Annotated in this window: 15 protein-coding genes; 9 read left to right on the top strand and 6 right to left on the bottom strand. The window is 55.9% G+C overall.

The genetic code is table 11. From position 1 onward, the window contains the following. Window positions 1-9: 9 nt before the first annotated feature. The gene (locus AC2FIO_RS11595; RefSeq protein WP_496697743.1) at window positions 10-2,058 is read right to left on the bottom strand and encodes a dockerin type I domain-containing protein; all 2,049 of its coding nucleotides are present in this window, start codon (window positions 2,056-2,058) and stop codon (window positions 10-12) included. 135 nt (window positions 2,059-2,193) lie between these two features. Between AC2FIO_RS11595 and AC2FIO_RS11590 the strand changes: the two genes are divergently transcribed. From AC2FIO_RS11590 to AC2FIO_RS11570, 5 genes are read left to right on the top strand one after another with little or no spacing between them, the layout of a single operon-like run. Next, window positions 2,194-6,102: an Ig-like domain-containing protein gene (locus tag AC2FIO_RS11590; RefSeq protein WP_496697741.1), complete on the top strand. Its 3,909-nt coding sequence runs from the start codon at window positions 2,194-2,196 to the stop codon at window positions 6,100-6,102. 60 nt (window positions 6,103-6,162) lie between these two features. Beyond that, the gene (locus tag AC2FIO_RS11585) at window positions 6,163-6,969 is read left to right on the top strand and encodes a SapC family protein (RefSeq protein ID WP_496697740.1); all 807 of its coding nucleotides are present in this window, start codon (window positions 6,163-6,165) and stop codon (window positions 6,967-6,969) included. A gap of 2 nt (window positions 6,970-6,971) precedes the next feature. Continuing rightward, on the top strand, window positions 6,972-8,327 hold the full coding sequence (locus tag AC2FIO_RS11580) for a TolC family protein (protein ID WP_496697738.1): 1,356 nt from the start codon (window positions 6,972-6,974) through the stop codon (window positions 8,325-8,327). Continuing rightward, complete coding sequence (locus AC2FIO_RS11575; protein WP_496697736.1) at window positions 8,315-10,462, top strand: type I secretion system permease/ATPase; 2,148 nt, start codon at window positions 8,315-8,317, stop codon at window positions 10,460-10,462. The genes AC2FIO_RS11580 and AC2FIO_RS11575 overlap by 13 nt, the downstream gene beginning before the upstream one ends. Further along, window positions 10,446-11,756, top strand: coding sequence for an HlyD family type I secretion periplasmic adaptor subunit (locus tag AC2FIO_RS11570; protein ID WP_496697734.1), 1,311 nt, complete (start codon window positions 10,446-10,448; stop codon window positions 11,754-11,756). The genes AC2FIO_RS11575 and AC2FIO_RS11570 overlap by 17 nt, the downstream gene beginning before the upstream one ends. 71 nt (window positions 11,757-11,827) lie before the next feature. Here AC2FIO_RS11570 and AC2FIO_RS11565 read toward each other — a convergent pair whose 3' ends face one another. The 3 genes from AC2FIO_RS11565 to AC2FIO_RS11555 all read right to left on the bottom strand — a co-directional run bounded on the left by AC2FIO_RS11565 (window position 11,828) and on the right by AC2FIO_RS11555 (window position 16,054). Continuing rightward, the gene (locus tag AC2FIO_RS11565; RefSeq protein ID WP_058274613.1) at window positions 11,828-12,526 is read right to left on the bottom strand and encodes a response regulator transcription factor; all 699 of its coding nucleotides are present in this window, start codon (window positions 12,524-12,526) and stop codon (window positions 11,828-11,830) included. Next, window positions 12,526-14,391 carry a PAS-domain containing protein gene (locus tag AC2FIO_RS11560; RefSeq protein WP_496697732.1) on the bottom strand — a complete coding sequence of 622 codons (1,866 nt, stop codon included), beginning with the start codon at window positions 14,389-14,391 and terminating at the stop codon, window positions 12,526-12,528. Before AC2FIO_RS11560 ends, AC2FIO_RS11565 begins: the two co-directional genes overlap by 1 nt. Before the next feature lie 130 nt (window positions 14,392-14,521). Continuing rightward, entirely contained in the window at window positions 14,522-16,054 is a 1,533-nt protein-coding gene (locus AC2FIO_RS11555) for a sulfatase-like hydrolase/transferase (RefSeq protein WP_496697730.1), read from the bottom strand. A 296-nt stretch (window positions 16,055-16,350) separates the two neighbouring features. Here AC2FIO_RS11555 and AC2FIO_RS11550 point away from each other — a divergent pair, with 296 nt between their 5' ends. Genes AC2FIO_RS11550 through AC2FIO_RS11535 form a run of 4 tightly spaced genes read left to right on the top strand, consistent with a single transcriptional unit; the run spans window position 16,351 to window position 20,261 of the window. Beyond that, window positions 16,351-17,475, top strand: a complete 1,125-nt coding sequence (locus tag AC2FIO_RS11550; RefSeq protein ID WP_496697728.1) for an MlaE family lipid ABC transporter permease subunit — start codon at window positions 16,351-16,353, stop codon at window positions 17,473-17,475. Window position 17,476: 1 nt separating this feature from the next. Continuing rightward, window positions 17,477-18,292: an ABC transporter ATP-binding protein gene (locus tag AC2FIO_RS11545; RefSeq protein ID WP_282119471.1), complete on the top strand. Its 816-nt coding sequence runs from the start codon at window positions 17,477-17,479 to the stop codon at window positions 18,290-18,292. Window positions 18,293-18,297: 5 nt separating this feature from the next. After that, window positions 18,298-19,614: an MlaD family protein gene (locus tag AC2FIO_RS11540; protein ID WP_496697725.1), complete on the top strand. Its 1,317-nt coding sequence runs from the start codon at window positions 18,298-18,300 to the stop codon at window positions 19,612-19,614. After that, window positions 19,611-20,261: an ABC-type transport auxiliary lipoprotein family protein gene (locus AC2FIO_RS11535; RefSeq protein ID WP_109310978.1), complete on the top strand. Its 651-nt coding sequence runs from the start codon at window positions 19,611-19,613 to the stop codon at window positions 20,259-20,261. Before AC2FIO_RS11540 ends, AC2FIO_RS11535 begins: the two co-directional genes overlap by 4 nt. Before the next feature lie 43 nt (window positions 20,262-20,304). Here AC2FIO_RS11535 and AC2FIO_RS11530 read toward each other — a convergent pair whose 3' ends face one another. Beyond that, window positions 20,305-22,233, bottom strand: coding sequence for a vWA domain-containing protein (locus AC2FIO_RS11530; protein ID WP_496697723.1), 1,929 nt, complete (start codon window positions 22,231-22,233; stop codon window positions 20,305-20,307). Next, window positions 22,230-22,769 (bottom strand): RNA polymerase sigma factor, encoded by a 540-nt coding sequence (locus tag AC2FIO_RS11525; RefSeq protein ID WP_282169460.1) that lies wholly within the window; start codon window positions 22,767-22,769, stop codon window positions 22,230-22,232. The genes AC2FIO_RS11530 and AC2FIO_RS11525 overlap by 4 nt, the downstream gene beginning before the upstream one ends. Window positions 22,770-22,819 lie beyond the last annotated feature (50 nt).

Here is a 22,819-nt window from a genome sequence, read left to right as displayed (position 1 = left end):
CCGGCCGCACTAAGGCGCTTCGAGGTTGCCCAGCAGGACCGAGGTCATGTCGGTGGCAATCAAGCCATCCACAGCCACTACATTGGCCCCGGTATCATAAGAAACATCGGTGCGCGTGATCCCTGAAAGGTCCGCGTCACTGTCGATGAAAACCCATCCCGGGGGAACGGCTGTCGGCTGTCCGACTGCTACTTGCAGAATCGACAATGCATCGAGCGCATTCACCGAACCATCTCGGTTGAAATCTGCCGCTATCAAATTCTCCGGCGAGGCCGGTCCCCATGTCGGGTCCAGTCCGACCGAAATTCGCAAAACCTGCAGCGCGTCCAATGCGTTGATGTCCTTGCTCGCAGTGGAATAGGTCTTGATGACGTCAAACTCGCCCTCAAAAGTGCCGGACGGTAAATTCAAATCGAACCGTCCATTGCTGTCTGCACGTACAGTGATTGTAGCTCCGCCATTTGGGGTGAAGCTGATTTCTGCGTCGCTGAGGCTGGGGTTGGCGGTTTCTGAGTTAATTGAAACATCCCCCAAAACCCCATCGGAACTGCCCGGATCGAGCCCCCCGAAATCGCCGAAATCGACGGGAATGTGATTGGGGCCGCCAAAACCCGCGCCAAACACCTGAGCGCTGGTCAGCGGACCACCAGAGGCGGAGTTCACGAATATTGTCTCATTGAAGTATTCAATCCGAGCGCCTTGTGCCGTCACGGTAAAAGTCAACTGTTCGGGCGTTCTGAGCAGCGGATAGTCGAATGTGTCCAACCGGTCGATACCGGCCTGAAAGTCCGTGATTGTGGTGGTTTCCGCTCCGTATTGCATGACAAAGATGTCGGCACCGGACCCGCCCGTCATTGTGGTCGCGGCCGAACCCGCAATCAATATGTCATCCCCGGCCCCACCAATAAGGGTCGTCGGAAGGATATTGCCGCTGAGTATATCGTTACCGACGGTCCCGTTAACGGTTTCCAGGCCACTACGCACGACGCCCAGATCCGCGACATCCACCGTAAGTTGGGTCAGCCCCGCATCCTGTTGCGACGCGACCAGAATCTGCAACTCATCACCGACCTGCGCGACGCTGAACGACTCCACATTCTGCAAACCGCTTTGGAGCGTATCGGCAAAACTGTCCAAATGCACCAATTGTCCGCCGGGCGTCATGGCGAACAAGGTTATTCCATCATCGCCACCGCCCGCGACAACAAACACATGCCCATTGACCTCAACCACTGAAAGATCCTGAACCGACTCGAACCGTGTGTGCAGCGAATCCAGGACATGATCGGTTGGGATTAGACGGCCATCGGCGGCCAATTCCATCACACTGAGAGAGTTGCTTTCAGCCCCCGCGACCACCACCCAGGACTTGCCATATGCCTGTATCACTTCGACCGCCGTGGGCGCAGCAATTCCCAAAGTCGTCAGGACCTCGCTGTTGTCTACCACTGCTATGGCTGCAGTTCCCCCATCAACCCTGTAGGTCGAGACAGTGTTGCTGGCCCCGTCGGCCGCAATAACAAAGTTGTCTGCGCCAACGCTCAATGACTGCATCGAATCAGATCGTGCCACGATCACGCCCGAGGACGTCAACGTGCCGTCCCCGTTCACGGTATAGGTGACAATCCGCCCGGTATCTTCATGCGCCATCATCAGCAGATCGCCGGACCCGGTCGACAGTTTCACCAGGGCTGAAATGTCACCGCCGCCAGTCAATGTCCCGGTTTCCCGCAAGGATCCAACGGTCCCATCCGCGTTCAAATCATATCCCAGAAGCCCATTTGCAGTGTCGATATCCAAAACGAGCTGATTACCACCACCAAATGAGACCGGTGTTCCGATGCTGCCCACCTGAAACGTGATCGAACCACTGAAATACTCGGTATCGACCAGTTGCGGCACAGCGCCATCAACAAGCTTCCAGACCGCAACACCGCCTCCGGGGCCGGTCAAACTGTACAGATACGTGGCCCCGTTAAGCGTTTTTAAAGCCGTATCACGGATACCTGAATCGAGCGCTGCGCTCCCTGTTGCAACCACGCTTTCGAACTGAAGCATCATACTACATCACCCCACGCCAAACTTGGCAATGACTGCAGGATGATCCGATGCCCGGCCCGATACCAAAGCGGAATTGTGGTGAAAATGAGGAGTTCGGTTTGAGTTTAACACAATTTTTCCTGGTCCGACCGCATGAGTCACAAACGCGAAAGACTGATGAACAAAACCTGGCCCATCCAGGCGGACACAGACATCACATGTGAGGGTAAGATGACCAAAGAACATGATCCCAAAGCCAAAACTGCAGACCCCGGATCAGACAATGGTCGCAAGGACCACATTCGCCGGTGGATTGATGGCAAGATGCGACGCTGGATTGGACGCGGTATCGCCGGGGGACTTGGCTCGACTCTCATGGCGCTACCCGCCTTGGCGCAGGCAACGATAGAAGAGCTTTATGCCTATCAGTTTGCAGAAACGATTCCCGGCGTTCAGTCAGTGAAGCTCCTGAAAAACGGGGATGTTCTGCTGAAGATGATAGATGGCAGTACAATGATTGTCGCTGCGGAAAACGTTCAGGTTCTGGACAGTGGCGCGATCATGATCGCCGAAAATACCGTGAGTGAAATTGCGCAATTTAGTCTGGCTGCCGAAGCAGGTGGTGCCGCTGCGGCTGGCGGCGGCATCAGTGGCGTCGGGGCTGCATTGGGCGGATTGGGCCTGGCGGGGGCCGCCGCGGCGGGGGCCGGCGGCGGCGGTGGTGGAGACGATGGTGATTTTCAACCCGCGCCGCCTGCACCGCCTCAGGTTTTGAACCTCGCACAAGCACAATCCACGGCGCTCAGCAGCACAGAGGCGAATATCAGGGTCCCGGATGGAACCGAAACAGTGGAACTTACGATCGGGTCTTTGGTCAAGTCCGTGCCACTCAATCCCGATGGAAGTTGGAGCATTTCGCTGACAGCCGTCGAAGCGGCCAGTCTGCCACAAGGTGTTCAGAACGTCACGGTTCTTCACTTGGACAGCGGCGGGCGAGAACTTTCGGTAGAGACCGTATCTTACAACATCGATACAGTACCCCCTACTCTGACAATTTCCGGATTGTCGGACGGTGCGGTCATAAATGCGGCGGAAAGCGCAACGGATTTGACCGTTTCCGGGACGACAAACGCGGAAAACGGTCAGACCGTGACGGTTACTCTGAACGGCGGAACATACTCTAGCACTGTGACCGACGGTCAATGGGCCGTCACTGTTCCTGCCAGCGATCTTGCCGCGTTGCCGGATGGCGAAACCATCGTGTTGACCGCAGATGTTTCAGATATGGCGGGGAACCCGGCAGCACAGATCAGTGACAGCATTGAGACAGACTTTACGGCGCCGACCGTTACCTTGGATCCTCTCCCCGTCGACAAAATCGAATTGGTCGACGTTCAGAACGATATGGAGCTGAGCGGATCGACAACAGCAGCTGATGGCCGGACAGTTATGGTCGAATTCGGCGGGCAAACCTATTTGACAACCGCCTCTGACGGTAGTTGGAGCGTCACTATTCCATCCGCTGATCTCGCAAATCTGCCCTCAGGTACTCCTGTGTCGATAAGGGTCGTTGTCAGCGATGAAGCAGGAAACACTTCGGTTCCGGCAATGACCTCCGTTCCGGTAGATCTGACTGGCCCTGCAATTTCCATATCGCCGCTATCAGTTGGATCCGCTGTGAACGCGGCAGAAGTCGGTTCGGATTTAACAATTTCGGGAATTACCGGGAACGTAGAAGACGGCCAGCAAGTAACAGTCGTGCTGGACGGCCAGAGTTACATCGGCGCAGTGTCCAGCAACAGCTGGTCGGTGACCATCCCAGCGGCCGACCTTGGAGCATTGGCAGACGGGGGCACATTCACCATCACCGCAAATGTATCCAATGCGGACGGGCTCGCAGCCAACCAGGCGAATGCACCCGTATCCAAGGATGTCACCGCCCCAACCTTGACCATCGATGGATACTCTGATGGTGCCGTCCTGAATGCCGCTGAGCGTGATACGGACCTGACAATCACCGGATCAACTGATGCAGAGGACGGACAGACCGTAACCGTATCGTTAAACGGCCAGGATTATACTGGCACCGTATCTGGTGGCGTCTGGAGCGCGACTGTACCCGCGGCAGATTTGACGGCATTGTCCGATGGCGCAACAATCCCGGTGACTGCAGACGTGACAGATGCCGCCGGAAACCCAGCGCTGCAGGCAAGCGGCAGTTTTGACACTGATTTCTCACCTCATTCCATCACCATCACCAATTTGTCCGACGGCCCGGTCATGAACTTGGCGGAACGCGGCACGGATCTGACGGTCTCAGGTGCATCGGATGCCCCGGACGGCACCACCATCACCGTGGAAATCGTCAGGGCAGATGGCATTGTAGACCTGAGCAATACCACTACGGTCAGTGGCGGCACCTGGACGTTGGTTTCGCCGGCGGCCGGCTTAAATGCCCTGCAAGACGACGAAATTTACAGTGTGAATGCGACGGTTTCAGACACGGCTGGAAACAGCGCCAGCGCGAGTGATGGGTTTGGAACAGACTTCACAGCACCAACTGTGACGATCAACCCATTGGCTGTAGGATCTGTTTTGGACGTCTCCGAAAAGGGCAACGATCTGTCCATTTCCGGGGCGACATCGGCGGAAGAAGGGCAAATAGTCACCGTCATGCTGGATGGCCAATCATATACCGGTGTCGCCACTGGTGGCACTTGGTCGGTCACTGTCCCTGCGGCGGATCTTTCCGGATTGGCGGACAGTACAAATTTCCCCATTTCTGCAACGGTCAGTGATCAGGCCGGCAATAGCGCCAGTCCGGCGACCACAACACTCGCTACGGATTTCCGGCCGCTGTTAGACCTGAATTCTATAGGGGCGAACAACTCAATTTCACTCGGCGACGCGCAGAGTTCTGGCGTTGTTGTATCTGGAACATCCGTTGGCCTCGCCGCTGGCCAAGCGGTGAATGTAACACTCAATAGTAACTCTGTCGGCACCGCTACTGTCGCAGCTGATGGAACCTGGTCGCTTGCAGTTCCGGCGTCGGATTTCACAGGTATTTCAGCAGGTGATGACCTGAACTTTCAGGCGCAGGCCACGGTTTCCGGCGGCCCTGATCCTTTACCGGCAACCGGTGAGACGACGGCGCATGTACCGGGCGCATATGTCATTGCAGAAGCGGGTCGGAGCGGTTCAACTATCACGTACCAAATCTTCGCAGACGCTGACCGCGACGTTTCCAGCGGGCTAGCTATGACGATCGAGTTGGGATTTGATCCTTCAGTTGTGACCTTCGACGCAGGATCCGATATTGGGAACGGGGCTTTCGGTCTGTATCTGTCCAACCCAGTTGGGGGCTCCGTGGTCAACTTTGCAGGTGTTGCGACCAGCTTTACGGATCTGAACCAACCTCTGGTAACGTTCACCATGACCGTTCAGGACCCCAGCAAACCGGTTGAACTGTCGCTTACCACCCCGGATGGGGGTCCGACGACCGTCATAGTCGGCACTGATGGAAATGACACTTTGGTCGCCAGCGATGTGGACAGCTTTGTTCGTGGTCAGGGCGGTGACGACGCCATCAATGTCTCGGACGCGGGTCGCGACGTCGTTGTGTTCGAAGCCGCCCCTGCGGCTAACGGAGTGGACACGATCACCGGCTTTTCACTCGGCGCGGCAGCGGATGTGTCAGATGCGTTGATGTTCAGTGGCCTAGATCACTCTACTTTGCGTGGCGATGGCACGGACGTTGAGACATTAAATGTAGGCAGCGCAGTTGGTGCCAACACGGGCGTCATCGGCTTGACCACAGCTCTGGCCGACCTGTCGATCAACACAATTGAAACTGCCGTCGAAAGTTTGACGGGACTTCAAGCCGGTGACGAGATCTACGTACTCGCGACAGATGGAGACGACAGCGTTCTGGTCAGGGTCGACTATTCATCCCCGACTGCAGCCACCGTTGAAACCATGGCGCATTTTTCGGGGTTGGACGACCTTAGCGGATTGAGCGCGGACAATATCCTGATCGCCGACCCGACCGGAGCAACGGCTTGATCAAAACACGGACTGCCGGCTTTTCAACCGGCAGCCACTCCATACACCAAAGGATCAAACATGGCAGAGAACGGCCTGTTCCCAGTCACATATGAGCGGCACAGTGGCAAATACTGGAAGCGTTTTTCATCTTACCACTTTGCGGAAACCCAGCAGGCTTGCTCGATTGTCGAGAAAGAAATTCTGCTCGTCGCGGCCACGTACCCGGTATTGTTTCGCGAATCCGAGGGGGAAATTGAACCTGTAGCGCTTTTGTCATTTAACACGGACGCGCCAACCCCTTTTGTGTCCGACGAAGGCCGATGGTTGGCCACCTACATTCCGTCCGCGTTACGGTGCCCGCCCTTTCAAGCGGGTTTGCCGAGTAAAACGGATTGTGAGCCACAACTTCAGGTCGATGAATCTTCTGGCCTGGTCACTGACACTCCGGAGGACGAACCGTTCTTTACCGACGCTGGTGAGTTGACCGCTGAACTTTTAAACGTCCTCAGGTTTATCCAAGCACGAGAGGCTTCGGCAAAGGACATTCGGTCCGTGTGTAAAGTCATTCAAGAGATGGGTCTTTTTGAAAAAATGACCAGCTACGAAAACGTCGCCTTGCCGACGGGGTACCTGGTCCTGGATGTCCGACGCCTGAAGGCTCTTTCGCAGACAGAGAAGCTTGCGTTGTTTGATGTCGGTGCAATTCAATTGCTGCACGCTCACCAAGTATCACTATCACACATTTCTTGGCTGTCGCAGGCACAGGAGCAGCTGGCAAAACCAAAACTTCAAAAGCAATACACCGAAAATTCAGACATTTCGCGTTTCCTTACCGCCATGGCACACGCGCATAATGACGAACTTTTAGTGACCGGTGAGGTGTGAATATGCCTCTGATCTGCTGCAACTCTGGCCTAAAGTATCTTGCCTGTCTGTGTATTCCTTTAATGGCGGCTTGCGCACCTCCGCCTGACCTTACGGGCGTAGAGGTTTCACTGTCAGCAGGTTCTGTTGGGGCTGGCGCGCAGCGGCCCCTTCCACGTCTGACGCAAAGCGAATTTGGTCAAAAGGTGCGGGCGGCTGTCGAAACTAACCCAAACCTCGCGCAAAGCGCGACACGACTGGAAATCGCAGACGCTGACGAAAATGCGGCCAAGGGTGCTTTCCTTCCTCGCGTATCAATGGGCATTAATGCGCGATCACAGCGTGTGAATTCCGATATTGCAGACTTCACCCCGTATCTGCGCGTTTCGCAACTCGTCTTTGACGGAGGTGCTGCGTCGGGCGAACTGGCTGCGGCTCAGGCTCGCGTCCTCGAAAGCCGAGGCGGTCAGCTGCAAACCGCAGCGGCGTTGGCCCTCGCCGCGATCGAAGCGTATGTTGTGGTCCTTGATCGGCGCAAGATCCTGGAAATCTCAACCCAGAACGTTGAGGTGCACGCCGAGATCGTGCGCCAGATCACGGAACGCAGCACGCAGGGCGTGGGCTCAAATGCCGACGTTTTGACCGCACGCTCGCGTATGGCAGACGCGCGAACGCAGCTTGCCGATGCAGAAGCCCGGACAGACAGGGCCGAGGCACAATACCAGGAAGTCTTCGGACGCCCACCGGGGGCACTTACCGCTCCAGTCGCTGCGCCCAAATTGGCCAGAACGGATTCGAAAATCGTTTTGGACAGCCCAAAAGTACGACGTGCGAATGCCGCTTTGATCGCCGCAAAGGCCGAGCAGACCGCAGCCATTGCGCGGCGGCAGCCAGGTGTAGAGATCGCGGCTTTTGCTGATCGCGATGACAGCAATGATGCTAATTTCGGTGTCGACCTGTCCGTTAACTATGAACTGGACAGCACCGGTCAACGTAAGGCCGCCATAGCTGCAGCCCAAGCTCAGGTAAAAGAGGCCGAATTCGCCCGTGAGACGTTAATTCGAGAAATCCGCCGCGAGTTAGAGTTCATCCGGTCAGATCAGGACGCGGGAGCGGTTCGCCTGCAGGCGGCTCGTTTAGCTGCCCAGGCTAACGCCGAAAGCGTGGAAGCTACGCGGGCTCAATTCACCATCGGCCGACGCAGCTTGATCGAGATATTGGATGCCCAGCGAGACTATGTGAACGCGCAGCAAAGGCTGATTTTGGCGGAACAAAGCTTCTTCCTTACAAACTACGCCGCCCTCAGTCTGACAGGGGACATCCTGGATTATCTCGGTATTTCAATTGCAAACACAGGCGTAGATTCATGGCCGCGTTGAAACCTTTAACACCTAAACAAGAGCTTTCTCCGTTAGAAACCTGCCTGCTGCACGTCGCCGCGCATCTTGATCGCTCACTTACGGTCGGGGCACTTCACGCAGCGCAATCCGGCACCACAGGCCATTTGACCCAACGCGAGGCGATTGCGGTGGCGCGCCATGCCGGGTTGCAGGCTGGGTTTGGGTCGCGAAGAGTTGTGGATTTCGATGACTCACTAGTCCCAGCAATTTTTCTGTTGGAGGACGAAAAAGCAGTTGTGTTTCACGGGCGTACCAAGAGCGGCCATCTTCTGATTTTCGACCCTGAGATGGGTGAAGGCATCGGAGAGGTTGAAGAGAAAGTTATAGGAAATCGCTACACCGGGTACGCACTTTTGTTTCGGCGCAGCCACAACGAGGAAACGCAGGGCCGAAACAAGACCGCATCCGGGCATTGGTTTTGGTCGGCCATGTTGGCAAACCGCTGGTCTTATGCGCAAGTGGTGCTTGCTGCGGCGGTAGCTAATTTCCTGGGCCTTTCCACATCCGTTTTCATCATGGTCGTCTATGACAGGGTTCTTCCGAATGAGGCGACGGAATCCCTTATCGCACTGACCGCAGGGGTTGGTCTTGCCCTTGCTTTCGATTTCGCCCTCAAACTCTTGCGCGCTGGCTTTATTGATCGGGCCGGGCAAAAGGCCGATTTGTTTATGGGGCGGCGCGTTTTTGACCAGGTTTTGAACATCAAAATGAAATCGCGGACCGGATCGACCGGTGCTATGGCCAGCACAATCCGCGAATTTGAAACTCTGCGCGAGTTTTTTACATCGGCAACTCTGGTCGCCCTCGTGGATCTGCCCTTCATCGCCCTCTTTATATTGGTCATTCACCTCGTTGGTGGACCCCTGGCGCTGATACCTGCCCTTGCCGTTCCGATTGTTTTGATTGCGGGCCTGGTAGTACAACCAATATTATCGCGTTTGGCCGAAAAAAGCTTTGCGGACGGTCAGTCAAAACAATCCGTACTGGTCGAGACGGTTTCCGGTCTTGAAACCATCAAAACAACCGCAGCGGCAAAACAAATGCGGGCGCGATGGGAAGATGCTATCGAGAGGCAGTCCTCGCATGGAATCCGCAGCCGGACAGTAACCCAATTCGCATTGAATCTGACGGGCTTCACGCAACAGGCGGCGCAGGTCCTGATTGTTTTCTTCGGCGTGTTCCTGATCACTGAAGGGCAGGCAAGTATGGGTGCGTTAATCGCGTCTGTAATGCTGACTGGACGCGCGCTGGCGCCATTGGGGCAGCTTGCCCAGACACTCACACGTGTGAACCAGGCGCGCAGCGCGTATCGAAATCTGAACGCTTTGATGCAGGCGGAAAATGAGCGGCCCGAAGGGCGCAACTGGATTAGTCGACCACATGTTAAAGGCCGCATTTCTTTCAAAGATGTGCATTTTGCCTATCCCGAACAAGCCGATGATGCCCTTTCAGGTGTCTCATTCGACATAGAACCGGGTGAAAAAGTTGCCATTCTGGGCGCGATCGGATCTGGGAAAAGCACAATCGCGCGTTTGATGCTCGGTTTATTCGAGCCGAGAACCGGTTCGGTATTGCTGGATGGGGTCGATATCCGTCAGATTGACCCTGGCGACCTACGTCGCAATGTCGGTTCGGTTTTGCAGGACGTTTGGCTTTTTTCCGGCTCAATTCGCGAAAACATTGCCAGCGGTGCGATCCGGGCCAGGGATCAAGATTTGATCAGAGCGGGCCAGGTGGCCGGGGTTGAAGATTTTATCGCGCATTGCCCCAACGGCTATGACCAACAACTGGCAGAACGTGGCGAAGGAATATCGGGCGGCCAGCGTCAAGCCATCGCGCTTGCCCGCGCGTTGATTGGACGCCCACCAGTGTTGCTGTTGGATGAACCTACCAGTGCAATGGACGTGAAGACCGAAGCCGAAGTTATCAAGCGTCTGAAGCAAGAAACCAATGACGCCACAATGGTTATCGTCACACATCGGAGCAGCCTGCTTGATCTGGTCGACAGGGTCATTGTTATCGAACGCGGCCGGGTCGGCGCAGACGGTCCAAAAAGCATGCTGACCCAGCGCGCGCGCTCAACAGGGAGGCATCTGAATGTCGCGGCATCCTGACCTTGCCATGATGGCAAGAGAAATGCGGGGAAAATCTCCGTTGGGGGGGTCTCTCCTGTTGCTTGTTATCCTTGCCTGTCTCGTCTCCGCCGGGCTTTGGGCCTATATGACGGAACTGGACGACGTGACTCGCGTGGACGGGCGGATTGTGCCGTCGGCAGACGTTCAACTAATCGAGGCAACAGAACCCGGAGTATTGCAATCCTTGCACGTCGCGGAAGGGTTGGTTGTCGACAAGGGAACACTGTTGATGGAGTTCGACACAACGCAAATCGACAGTCAGTTGAGCCAGGAACAACAGCGCGCGTATGGATTAATGGCTCGTGCCCAACGATTGAAGGCAGAGATTGACGGCACCCAGCTTACCTTCTCAGAAGAGCTAATTGAAGGTGCGCCAGAAGTCGTAAGATCGGAAACTGCTTTGTATCAGGGCCGTCAAGCGGAACTGGCTGCTGAAATCGCCATTCTGGAGCGGCAGCGTGAGCAGCGACACCGCGAGTATGAGGAAGGATTGGTAGACCAGGTAACAGCCGAAGAAACGCTTGGGATTCTGGCCGAAGAACGCGCCATCATAACCCCCTTGGTGGAAAAACGGATGGAACCTGCGACAACGCTTTTGTCGCTGCGCCGCAGTTCCGCCGAATGGGAGGGTCGCAAGGTCCGTGCAGTTGCAGTGACCAAAAGGTTGAAAACCGGATTGGAAGAAATCGACGATCGTATTCAAGCGGCACATAGCAGGTTCCAGAGCGCAGCTCTGACCGACCTTGCAGTCTCAACAGCCGAACTCGCAGCACTTCGGCCGTCCTTGCCGGCCTTGCAAGACCGCGCGGATCGCGCTCAGATCAGATCACCGGTGCGGGGGATCGTAAATCGCATTCACCGGACAACGATTGGCGGTTTGGCACGCAGCGGCGAAGAGCTGATCGAGATTGTTCCACTAGACGACAGGCTTCTGGTCGAGGCCTATGTTCGCCCAGAAAATATCGCGTTTTTGCACGCAGGCCAGCCTGTTAAGGTAAAAATTACGGCCTATGACTTTGCGCGTTACGGCGCGCTGGATGGTGAGATCACCCGCATAGGCGCGAACACGGTGACAAGGCCGGAACGTAATGATGAAGAGGTATTCGTCATCGAAATCCAGACACGTCACGCTATTCTGGACGCAAGCGGCGTTGCCGTCGAGATCATCCCCGGGATGATCGCCGAAGTGGATATCTTATCAGGCAAGAAAACGGTTATGGACTACCTTTTGCAACCCGTAATCAAGATTAAGGATCGCGCTCTGCGCGAATAAAAAAGTGCAGCGTCAAACGACAAACTGGTGCCCCAAGTATTAACGCGGCAGGACGTCGTTTAGACCATTGCTTACCATTCAACATCACCCAAAAATATATATCCGGCACCATAGATAGTCTTGATCAGGCGAGGGTTTTTGGGGTCTTCGCCCAGTTTGGTCCGCAACCTGGAAATTCTGACATCCATCGCACGATCGAAACTGTCGCCGGCAGCGCCACCCAGGGCATCTTGCATCTGAGTGCGGCTGATCAATCGCTTGGGACTTTCCAGAAACAGCCTCAGAACTTCTCCCTCTGCATGACTGAACGGGGTCTCGGCGCCGGATCCGTCTTCTAGGATGTAGCGATCAAAATAAGCCGTCCAACCGTTGAAACGCGCCACGTCAGACTGTGTGGTCTGCGCCTTGGGAGACCGCAACCGCGCCCGAATGCGCGCCACAACTTCGGCAGGGTCGAATGGCTTGGTAATATAGTCATCCGCCCCCAGCTCCAAACCGGTGACACGATCCTGAACCTGAGCACGACCGGATATGATAATGACCGAAGCCCCCTGCTCCAGCGCCAACCTATGGACCAGTGCTAACCCGTCCGTATCCGGCAATGACAAGTCAACCAGACATACGTCCGGCGTGACCCGTTTGAGCGACGCTTCGAATTCCCGCGCGCGCGCAAAGCTCTGGGTGCGAAAACCTGCTTCTTCAAGCGCGTCGGTCAGAATGCGCCGGATCTCGGGCTCATCATCGACGATGGTCACCAGCGGTTGAGTCATCAGGCAGCCTCGTCACGGATCAGGGCGGACAGTTGCGCCCGGGTAAAGGGTTTCCGCAGCACCGGCGCACGTTTCAGCGCCTCGCGATACAACGGATCGGAATAAGGCAAGGATGTCATAAGGATACGGGGCAAGGCGGGCTCCAGTTTTGCCAAAAGATCCAAACCCGTCTCCTGCCCTTCAAGGCGAATATCGGACAGTACCAAAGCAATGTCTTTGACATCTTTTGCCAGAGCGATGGCTTCGTCACAAGACGTCGCCTCAATCACTGCAAACCCGATGTCGACCAACATATCGCGGAACTGACTGCGCAGATCGTTGCTGTCTTCGACCAACAGAACCAACCCCTCCTGTACCGGCGGGGCCGCACGGTACGGCAATCGCAAAATAACCGACGCACCTGACGGAGTGTTGCGCAGACTCAGGTCGCCCCCGGCCAACTTGACGGTGTCGTAGACCATCGGCAAACCAAGGCCTGACCCTTTGTCGCCTTTGGTTGTGAAAAATGGGTTCAGCGCCTTATCCAACGCATCTTTCGAAAACCCGGGGCCCGTATCCGACACTGCTATTTCCGTCCATATCTCACCGATTGTGTGGGCGCTGATTGTAATCTGACCGGTTTCACCACAAGCGTCGCGCGCATTCAAAACCAGGTTCAGCAAGGCGTCCTGAACCATTCCGGGATCCAGCATAAGAGCTTTGTCAGGCAATGTATTCACCAACGACAGGCCGACCCCGCGCGGCAAAGATGGAGAGGCCAGAATGCGCAGATCTTCCAGCAGCCCGCGCATGTCTGTCGCTTTTGGCTGAGGTGTCCGGTTACCAGTCATATCCGCAATGCGATTCAGCAATTGTCCGCCCCTGCGTGCTGTCTGCTTGGTCGCGTCGATCAGTTCCAAAGCCTCTTCCGACAAATCCATTTTTTCCAGTTGAGACTGCATGCCCAGAATAATGGTCAATAGGTTCGAGAAATCATGCGCCAACCCGCTTGTCATCTGTGCAGCCATCGCGCGGCGACGGGTTTGCTGCAGCGCGACGCGCGCCTGTGTCTCTTCGGTGATGTCGACGGACATGATGTAAACGCCACCCTCGCCATCAGGCGTGAAGGATACGCGAATCCGTCTGGAATCCTGGTCTTCGGTAAACTCAAAAACAGAGGTCTCGCCAGCGTAGGCCTTTTGTAAATGCGTCTCGACGCGAGTAAAGGCAGCATTGCCCAACGCCTGCGAAATATGCATACCCAAAATCTCGGAAGGGCGACCGGGCATGACCGAGTTGAGCCGCCGGTTGGAGTAATCATAGCGGCCATCGGCATCTAGATGCGCAATATGGGCCGGCATCATTTCGGTCGTCATACGGGTGCGCGCTTCAATTTCGGTCAACTGGCGCTTGGCTTCTTCCAGCGCCGAATTTGTCGCCGCCAGTTTTCTGTTCGTTGCTGACAATTCTTCAGCCCGGTCGAGCAACTGGCCAGATAGTTCCTCGGATCGGGCACGCAGCAGGGCTTCGGCCTGTTTTGTATTTGTAATGTCGGTATAGACCGCCACCCACCCGCCTTTGGGTAGTGGGGCCCCTTCGACCGAGATAACCTGACCGTTGGCACGAATACGTTCGATGTAATGAGATTCGAATGTCAAAGCCTGATTGACACGCAGATCGACGGCCTCTTCGACGTCATCGACATATCCATACTCGCCACTGGATGCGAGGTGCCGGATCGTATCACTGAACAACGCGCCGGGCTGGACAAGATGGTCCGGCAGATCGAACATTGTTTGAAACGGTCGATTGCTGACCACCAGCCGAAGCTGACTGTCATAGATCGACAGGGCCTGGCCGATCAGGTTCAGACCAGCTGTCGTCATAGATTTTATCTGTTGCTCGGATATTTCCAAACCCATCCTCCCCGCGACACATGCGTAACACCGGATCTGTTACAGGTGTAGAGGGCAACAGCGCGACAGGTTGGAAAAACTGGTCGCATATATTTTGCGTTCAATACCTGGATTTGGTCTTGGGACCATCCGCCGTAATGGAATCCAGGGACAGCGTATGATCCATATTTTGCATCCGATGGCGCAACATTTGTCTGGATAGGCGCATCAAGACCGACATACATTCGGGATCATTTGCTTTGTTCCGCAATTCTCCACCATCCTGCCGATCAAACAGAATGGGCGGAAGGTCTGCGGCGAATTCGACCAGAGTGAATCGCTCATCCCTCAGGATGCCCAGACATGAATCGCTATTGCCCGTCCCCAAAACCTGCTGCCAGATCGTAGGTTGCTCTGGTTCGGCAAAATCCAACTCGCTGAAGGAATAGCTGCGCCAATCTTCGGGGATTTGCCCTTGCATCAGCGGCAGCAACGATCGACCGTCCATGGAATTTGGGATCGGCTGGCCGATCCAATCCAATATCGTCGGCGTTATGTCGATGGATTCCGTCGGTACCGAGATCACCGACCCGGCATGCGATTGATTGTTGGGGTCCCTAATCATCAATGGCGTTTTATAGGCGGCGTCAAAGACCGCCATCTTGCCCCAGCTGTGTCGGTCGCCCAGCATCTCTCCGTGGTCCGCAGTGATGACAACCATCGTGTTGTCGTATTGGCCGCTATCCTTCAGGAACTGGACGACACGCCCGATGTGATGGTCAACCTCGGTCGCAAGGCCCAAGTAAACGGCGCGTAGCGATTGGGTGTTTTCAAGCGTCGGCTCAACCCCGTCAAAGCCCAGAACAAAATCACCGGCAGACGTATTGTCAATTGTCGGGCCAATAAACGGGTGCATCGCCCGCTCATCCAACGAATTGGAGAACCCTTCGGGCCGAGGCAGGGTCGCTGGGTCATACATATCGTTGTAGGGTGCCGGGGCGACCAATGGCGGGTGTGGTCGAATATAGGTCAGATGGGCAAACCAGTCTTTGCCAACATAAGGCGCCATACTGTTCAAGAACACGTCCGTCAGGAACGCAGTATCACTGTCTTCCGCCCGATACATCGCAGGGTCATTCAATCGGGGATCACCCCCATCCGGCGCGACCGGCTTGTGAACGTCCCAGTAGTCTTCGAACGCATAGCCCTTTTGCATCAGGTGTCCGCGCCAAGGATAGGATTCCTCCAACCGCATTTCGAGGACCTCATGAAACCCAGCCATTGGGTGTTCATAGGATTTCAGGATCGGATCGTTGTGATCATGCACCCTAGGGTCGGCGGATGTATCCGTGTATCCAAACAGCATGGGCAGATAGCCGGCTTTGCGCATTTCGGTCGCGATGTTAGGGGTGTCGTGCCGCAACGGGGTTCCATTGCGAACCGACCGGTGGTTCATTGCATATTGCCCGGTCAGGATTGACACACGCGAAGGGCCACAGGGGTTGGTCACCGAAAAATGCCGGTCAAACGTCACCGCCTCGTCCATGAATGCACGCAGGTTTGGCAGATCGACATGGGCCGCTAAAGCGCCGTTCAGACAGTCGGCGCGCAATTGATCTATGATGATGAACAAAACATTCTTAGCGTGCCGCATTTCGCTCTCCCTGATTCCACGTCAGTGGCGCCAGAGCGAACTCTGTCTTGGTTCGCAGAACCCCGCAACACCTGAGTCACAACCCATCGGATTTTCGCCCCGCGCGCCCTTGCAACAGAAGCAACAGATTAATTTGAAATGATCTTGCACCGGTCGGCCCAGTTGAGCGCAAAACCAACCACAACCATGACTTTGGTGTCTGGAGATGTCACTTAGACGCTATTGAGCGGTAAGAAATACAACGTAGTTCGCAAAAATCCGTTGCAGGTCAATGTCCTTTGCCATCACATACGCTCATGACGCAGCCAGTGATACAGTCGGACCGTGACGCCAACGGCGTTTACCTGCGGGTTTCGGGTGATCTGGTGACTCAATCCCTGGACATGGTCGAAAAGGCGTTTGAAGGGTTTCGAGCAGACGGTAACGAACTAACTGTCGATCTTTCGAAGGTCGGGGCACTGGATACCGGTGGCGCATGGCTGATTGCCGATGTTGCGCGGCGCGCAAAGGCAAGTGGCGCAAACGTTCATTATGAAGGGTTAAAGCCCGCCCATTCCGCGCTTTTGGAAACCGTGGCGGAAAACATTCCCGACGACCCCGGTGTGGCAACTGAAAAGCGCAGTTTTACCGACTGGGTCGCAAGTGTCGGGGAACGCACCGCCCAGGCCGGAAAAGGCATGCTATCCCTGCTGGGCTTCCTGGGTCTGACGCTGCATCGTCTTGTCCGTACAATTCTAATGCCGCGCCGTCTGCGCAAAGCGGCCTTGGTCTCGCAAATGGAAGAGACCGGCCTCAAGGCCATCCCGATCGTTGCCCTTATGGGGTTCCTGATCGGCGTCGTACTGGCCTTTCAGGGCGCGACCCAGCTAAAGCAGTTCGGCGCCGAGATTTTCGTGGTCGAACTGATTTCGATCTCAGTTTTGCGTGAGCTCGGCATTTTGCTGACAGCGATCATCGTTGCTGGGCGTTCAGGCTCGGCTTTTACCGCCTCGATTGGCTCGATGAAGGTTCAGGAAGAGATCGACGCAATGCGCACATTGGGTTTGGACCCAATCGAGGTGTTGGTGATCCCACGTGTTGTTGCCCTGTTGATCATGCTGCCGATCCTTGGCTTCATCGCCGACCTTGCCGCCCTGATCGGCGGCGGATTGATGAGTTGGATCGACCTTGGGGTCAGCCCTGGCATGTTCGTCACGCGCCTGAAAGAAAACACAGGTATTTGGCAATTCGCCATCGGCATGATCAAGGCCCCCTTCTTCGCCTTGGTCATCGGCGTTATTGCTTGCTGGCAGGCAATGCAGGTCAAGGGGTCTGCCCAATCCGTCGGGCAACGAACCACGGCTTCGGTTGTGCAATCCATCTTTCTGGTGATCGCTTTGGATGCTTTGTTCTCGATCTTCTTTTCGGTGATGGAGGTCTGAGATGGACGGCACGACGCTGGAACAGACATCTAATACCGGCGCTCAGCGCGAAGCGGTGATCCGCGTTCGCAATCTTACAAACCAGTTCGGACCTCAAGTTGTACATCAGAACCTGAATCTGGATGTGTGGCGTGGTGAAGTTCTGGGGATCGTCGGCGGATCGGGAACTGGCAAATCGGTTCTGCTGCGCACGATTGTGGGCCTGAACAGACCCGCGGCGGGCAGCATTGAGGTGCTGGGTGTCGACGTATTGAATGGCCCGGAACAGGAACGCCGCCGGATTGAGCGTCGCTGGGGCGTTGCCTTTCAGGATGGAGCATTGTTTTCCTCGCTGACGGTCTTGCAGAACGTGATGGCCCCACTGCGCGAACATACAGGGCTGAGCGAAAACCTGATGTGCGCGCTTGGTAACCTGAAGATCAGCCTTGTCGGATTGCCGCAACTAAGTTGCGGCAAGTTACCCTCTGAATTGTCCGGTGGGATGCGCAAACGCGCCGCCCTTGCCCGTGCCTTGGCTTTGGACCCCGAGATCGTATTTCTGGACGAGCCAACCGCCGGTCTCGACCCAATCGGCGCGGCTGCGTATGACGAGTTGATCGGTGAATTGCAGCATGCTTTAGGCTTGACCGTCTTTATGGTCACACATGACCTCGATAGTCTTTATGCCATTTGCGATAGGGTCGCAGTGCTCGCAGAAAAACGGGTTCTGGTTGAAGGTCCGATTGAAGAAATGACCAAAGTCGACCATCCTTGGGTTCAAGAGTATTTCACCGGCCCCCGGGCCCGCGCGGCGCAAGAGAAGGGGCAGGACAGGTAAAGGCTATGGAAACCCGGGCAAACTATATCCTGATTGGCGCGTTCACAATCGCGGGCATCCTTGGTGCCTTTGGGTTTTTCCTATGGCTCGCGAAATTCGAGGTGTCGCGCCAATACGCATATTACGACGTTCTGTTCGAAAACGTATCGGGCCTCTCCTCCGCTGGCGGCGTAAGCTTCAACGGCTTGCCCGTTGGTCAGGTGATTTCGTTGAACCTGGACGAGGACGATCCGTCAAAGGTGCGCGTTAAGCTTGAAGTAGATGCCGACATACCCGTTACTGAAGATACCATCGCGCAGCTACAATCTCTGGGCGTAACTGGCGTCAGTTATGTTGAGCTGACGGGTGGCAAAAGCGGCGACAAACCCTTGCCGGAAAACAGCGTAATCAAAAGCAAGCGCAGCGCGATTCAATCCTTGTTCGAAGGTGCCCCGAAAGTTTTGGATGAGGCGGTTACCCTGCTAGAGAGTCTGAATTCGGTCGTTGACGACAAGAACCGCCAATCCGTCAGCAAAATTTTGGACAATCTGGCTTCTGCATCCGGCCGGTTGGACAAAACGCTGACAGATTTCGAAAGTTTGTCCACCGACCTTGGCGGCGCAGCCAAGCAACTGGGCAACTTTACAACGCGGCTTGATAAATTGGCCGACACAGCCGAAACCACTCTGACGACAGGGACAGACACACTCAAAAGCGTAAAAACTGCATCCGAGTCCGCGACAGAAACACTGAACAGCACCAAGACTACAATCGAAACCGCCGATCGCATAATACAGGACGACGTGAAACCATTTATCGATCGGGCCTCAACATTGGCAGAACGCCTGACCGGCCTGTCCGACGAAGGCAGCGTTGCCTTGGCGACCGCGACCGAGACCTTTGTGAATGCAAACAAAACACTGGGGTCGATCACGGCAGCGATGGATACAGCAAACACCACATTGGCTTCTGCGGAACGCGCTTTTGACTCGGCCAATGAGGTCATCAACAAAGACGTCGGCGCAGTCATGGACGATATCCGCAATGCGGCCAATCAGGTCGCCTCAACAGTGTCTAATGTCACAAGCAAGTTGGACGAAATTTCGGCCGATATCCTCAATGCATCGCGATCGGCGTCCGAATTGCTGGGCACCATCGACGGCATCGTTCAGGACAACCGACGGCAATTGTCCGACTTCCTCCGCGTCGGCCTGCCGCAATTCACACGTTTCGTAGAAGAGTCGCAACGATTGGTAATCAGCCTGGATCGGCTGGTGGACAAGGTCGAACGTGACCCGGCACGCTTCTTACTGGGAACCCAAGCTTCGGAGTTTCGCCAATGATCAGGCTGTTTCTTTTGGTTCTGGCGTTGGGGTCGCTGGGCGCGTGCACCGGGTTGGGCACGCTGAGGCAGGCATCCAAGCCAAACGACCTGTATCTTTTGACGCCGAAAAGCACCTTTTCGTCTTCGTTGCCGCGCGTCCAAAAACAAATCGTTGTACAGGAACCGACAGCAACGGCGGCGGTCAATACCGATCAGATCGCTATTCAGCCGACCCCATTGCAGGTGCAATACCTACCGCGCGCCAGATGGGTCGACCGTGCACCGCTTATCGTACAGGCGCTGTTGGTCGAAAGCTATGAAAACAGTGGCAAGGTGGCCGCTGTTGGTCGCTCAACCGTGGGCCTGCGGGCCGATTATGTCATCGTTCCGGACCTACGCGAATTTCAGGGGTTCGTCGTCAGCGATGTTGAGGGGACAAAAACCATCCGCGTCGAAGTGCGCATGAACATTAAGATCATTGATGAATTCGAAGACAAGATCATCGCGTCTAGTTCATTTCGGGAAGTTGTTGCCTCTGCCAGCGATGCGACGCCTGACCTTGTGAAAGCCTTTGACGATGCTTTGGGCAGGACCATGCGCGACGCCGTAGAGTGGAGCGTGCGCCGGATCAACACACATGCGGCCAACAACCAAAGATCGTATTGACGGGACACGGGCGCTGCCCAACGCAGCGCCCCATTGCCCGCTGTTACCGTGACAACGTTTGCGCAAGCCGCATGAGCGTGGCAGCTTCGGCCCTGTACCCAAAGGGATCTTCACCGCGGGCTGCGTTTGCCAATCCGATCGCATCGTCGTAGGACCAGTTCCCCAGATATTCTGCACCGCCCAATAACTGCCCGAACCCGGCGATGGCATAGGAAAAGCGGACATCGTCTGAAACCTCGTCCTGCGTCGCCGCAATGGGCTGTTCGATCAACCGGCTCTGGTCGGACCCCGGCGTTTTATAACGCAGTTTGAAAAACCCGATCTCATCCGAACCGTCACGTACCACTTGGGCATTATAACGCAACGGATCGTTCAGGATCGCGTCTGAACCAACAGGCGTGACCTCGTAAATCGCCGTAACCGAGTGGCCTGCGCCGATATCGCCGGCGTCCACTTTGTCATTGGTGAAATCTTCCCGACGCAACGCGCGCGTCTCGTATCCGATAAGGCGATATTCGGCGATTTGTGACGGGTTGAACTCAACCTGGATTTTGACGTCGTTTGCGATTGGGAACAATGCGCCCGTCAACTGGTCGACCAGGACTTTTTGCGCCTCGCTCAGCGTGTCGATATACGCGGCCTGTCCGTTTCCGTTCTGGGCAAGTGCCTGCATCGTGGCATCGTCCAAATTACCCCGGCCAAAACCCAAAACACTCAGGAACGTACCGCTGTCACGTTTATTTGCTATGAAGTCTTTCAGCGCATCAGGATCAGACAAGCCAACATTGAAGTCGCCATCCGTTGCCAAGATAACGCGCGTGACCTCACCGTCGGCGCTCATGCTTTCGGCTACCTGATATGCCTGTTGCAACCCGGCCTGACCTGCGGTCGAACCGCCTGCCTCCAACTGGTCGAGCGCGCCGAGGATTTTGTCACGTTCCACGGCCGCGGTGGGTTCCAGAACCTGCCCCGCGCTTCCGGCATAGGTCACGATCGAGACCTCGTCCTCATCTCGCAACTCTGACAGCATTAAACGGAACGATTGTTTTAACAGAGGTAGTTTGTTGGCATCATGCATCGATCCCGACGTATCGATCAGAAAGACCAGATTAAGCGGCGGTCGGTCCTCAATCTGCGGCAATGCCCCTTGGATACCGACATGCACAAGCTGAGTACCCTCATTCCAAGGCGTCGGTGTTACTGTGATCGTCGGCCGGAACGGCGCGTCCCCTTCTGGTGCGGGATACGAGTAAGGAAAATAATTTACCATCTCTTCGACACGGACGGCATCCTTGGGTGGAAGCTGACCGCGCATAAGAGAGGACCGGACGATCGAATAGGAGGCCGTATCAACGTCAATTGAAAAGGTGGAAACAGGCTCTTCACTGGTGACTTTCAGAGGATTGGCTTCAGCGTTTGAAAACGCCTCGGTATCCGGGAAGGGCAGAATTCCCACCTCTGGTTCAACCATCATATGAGCGGCATCGCCCGAAGTGATGCCAAGTCGCGCAGTGTTTTCAGCAACCAAGCCCGAAACGCCTTGCTGAGGGGCGGCCGCTTTGGATCGCACGGGCGCGGCATACTCTTCACCTACGACCGGGGCCTCAACGACGGGTTCTTCCAGTGCGGCAGAATCTGCTTCGGGTGCGGGCGCAGGGCTTTCGCTGCGCGATAAGGGCTGCACAACGAAGTCGCGGGATTGCGGCAAGAACATAATCAGCGCAACGGCGGCAACGGCGGTTGTCGCGGTCAGGGCGCCGCGATGGGACAAAGCATTCAACATGGATTTCGCTCCTTCTGTCATGCGGGCCATTGGGCCTCGCTTAACAGTCGGACGCACCGCAGCATGCGATCCTTGGCTGTGTGCAAAATTTTTCTGAGCCCGTTTTAAGTTTTGCGCCCGCCGTTCGGCATCTGGTGCCGGCGTCGCAGCATCCATCAAGGCTTTGAAGTCATCAAGATCATCGGTCATGGTGCCAATTCCTCTTGTCGCAGGGCGCGCAGACGTTTGCGAATGTCGGACATGCGCCAGGACACGGTGCCTTCGGACACGCCCAGAACTGCTGCAGCTTCGGCGTGTGTCATTTCATCCTCTAATGTCAGGGCCAGAGTATCTTGCAAATCGGGTGGCAGAGACCGCATGGCGCGCTGCAACCAATCCATTGCTTGGGCCGTCTCGGTCGCCTCTGCCCGGCGCAATTGCTCCACATCACCCCACCCTGCGGCGGCGCGGCTGTGGCTTGCCTGGCGACGCCGGGCGTCCTCGGCCGCGTTGACAACCACGCGGTAGAGCCAGGTCGTGAACTTGGCCTGCGCCCGGAAGCCCGCGATTTTGGTGGGCAGCGCTGCACAGACATCCTGTGTCAGATCCTCGGCCTGATCTGCCCGTCCAGTCAGACGAAAAGCCAGACGAAAGACCCGGTCGTAATGGCGCTGCAACAGGGTCGCAAACGCCTCAGCGTCCCCGTCCGCGGCGGCCCTGGCCAAGTCCTCATCCGATGTTTTCATACGCATCACACTGAGTATGACGGATCGAAAACGTCAATCCTTGGCGATAT

Source organism: Ruegeria sp. CDSB086 (genome assembly GCF_059611065.1).
This window is presented reverse-complemented; position numbering and strand designations above follow the sequence as displayed.

Bases quoted from the DNA above. Each gene is read 5' to 3' on its own strand.
- AC2FIO_RS11580 (WP_496697738.1), top strand. From the start codon at position 6,972: ATGCCTCTGATCTGCTGCAACTCTGGCCTAAAGTATCTTGCCTGTCTG.
- AC2FIO_RS11590 (WP_496697741.1), top strand. From the start codon at position 2,194: ATGAGTCACAAACGCGAAAGACTGATGAACAAAACCTGGCCCATCCAG.
- AC2FIO_RS11535 (WP_109310978.1), top strand. From the start codon at position 19,611: ATGATCAGGCTGTTTCTTTTGGTTCTGGCGTTGGGGTCGCTGGGCGCG.
- AC2FIO_RS11545 (WP_282119471.1), top strand. From the start codon at position 17,477: ATGGACGGCACGACGCTGGAACAGACATCTAATACCGGCGCTCAGCGC.
- AC2FIO_RS11570 (WP_496697734.1), top strand. From the start codon at position 10,446: ATGTCGCGGCATCCTGACCTTGCCATGATGGCAAGAGAAATGCGGGGA.
- AC2FIO_RS11585 (WP_496697740.1), top strand. From the start codon at position 6,163: ATGGCAGAGAACGGCCTGTTCCCAGTCACATATGAGCGGCACAGTGGC.
- AC2FIO_RS11525 (WP_282169460.1), bottom strand. From the start codon at position 22,769: ATGAAAACATCGGATGAGGACTTGGCCAGGGCCGCCGCGGACGGGGAC.
- AC2FIO_RS11595 (WP_496697743.1), bottom strand. From the start codon at position 2,058: ATGCTTCAGTTCGAAAGCGTGGTTGCAACAGGGAGCGCAGCGCTCGAT.
- AC2FIO_RS11560 (WP_496697732.1), bottom strand. From the start codon at position 14,391: ATGACGACAGCTGGTCTGAACCTGATCGGCCAGGCCCTGTCGATCTAT.
- AC2FIO_RS11565 (WP_058274613.1), bottom strand. From the start codon at position 12,526: ATGACTCAACCGCTGGTGACCATCGTCGATGATGAGCCCGAGATCCGG.
- AC2FIO_RS11555 (WP_496697730.1), bottom strand. From the start codon at position 16,054: ATGCGGCACGCTAAGAATGTTTTGTTCATCATCATAGATCAATTGCGC.
- AC2FIO_RS11530 (WP_496697723.1), bottom strand. From the start codon at position 22,233: ATGACCGATGATCTTGATGACTTCAAAGCCTTGATGGATGCTGCGACG.
- AC2FIO_RS11540 (WP_496697725.1), top strand. From the start codon at position 18,298: ATGGAAACCCGGGCAAACTATATCCTGATTGGCGCGTTCACAATCGCG.
- AC2FIO_RS11575 (WP_496697736.1), top strand. From the start codon at position 8,315: ATGGCCGCGTTGAAACCTTTAACACCTAAACAAGAGCTTTCTCCGTTA.
- AC2FIO_RS11550 (WP_496697728.1), top strand. From the start codon at position 16,351: ATGACGCAGCCAGTGATACAGTCGGACCGTGACGCCAACGGCGTTTAC.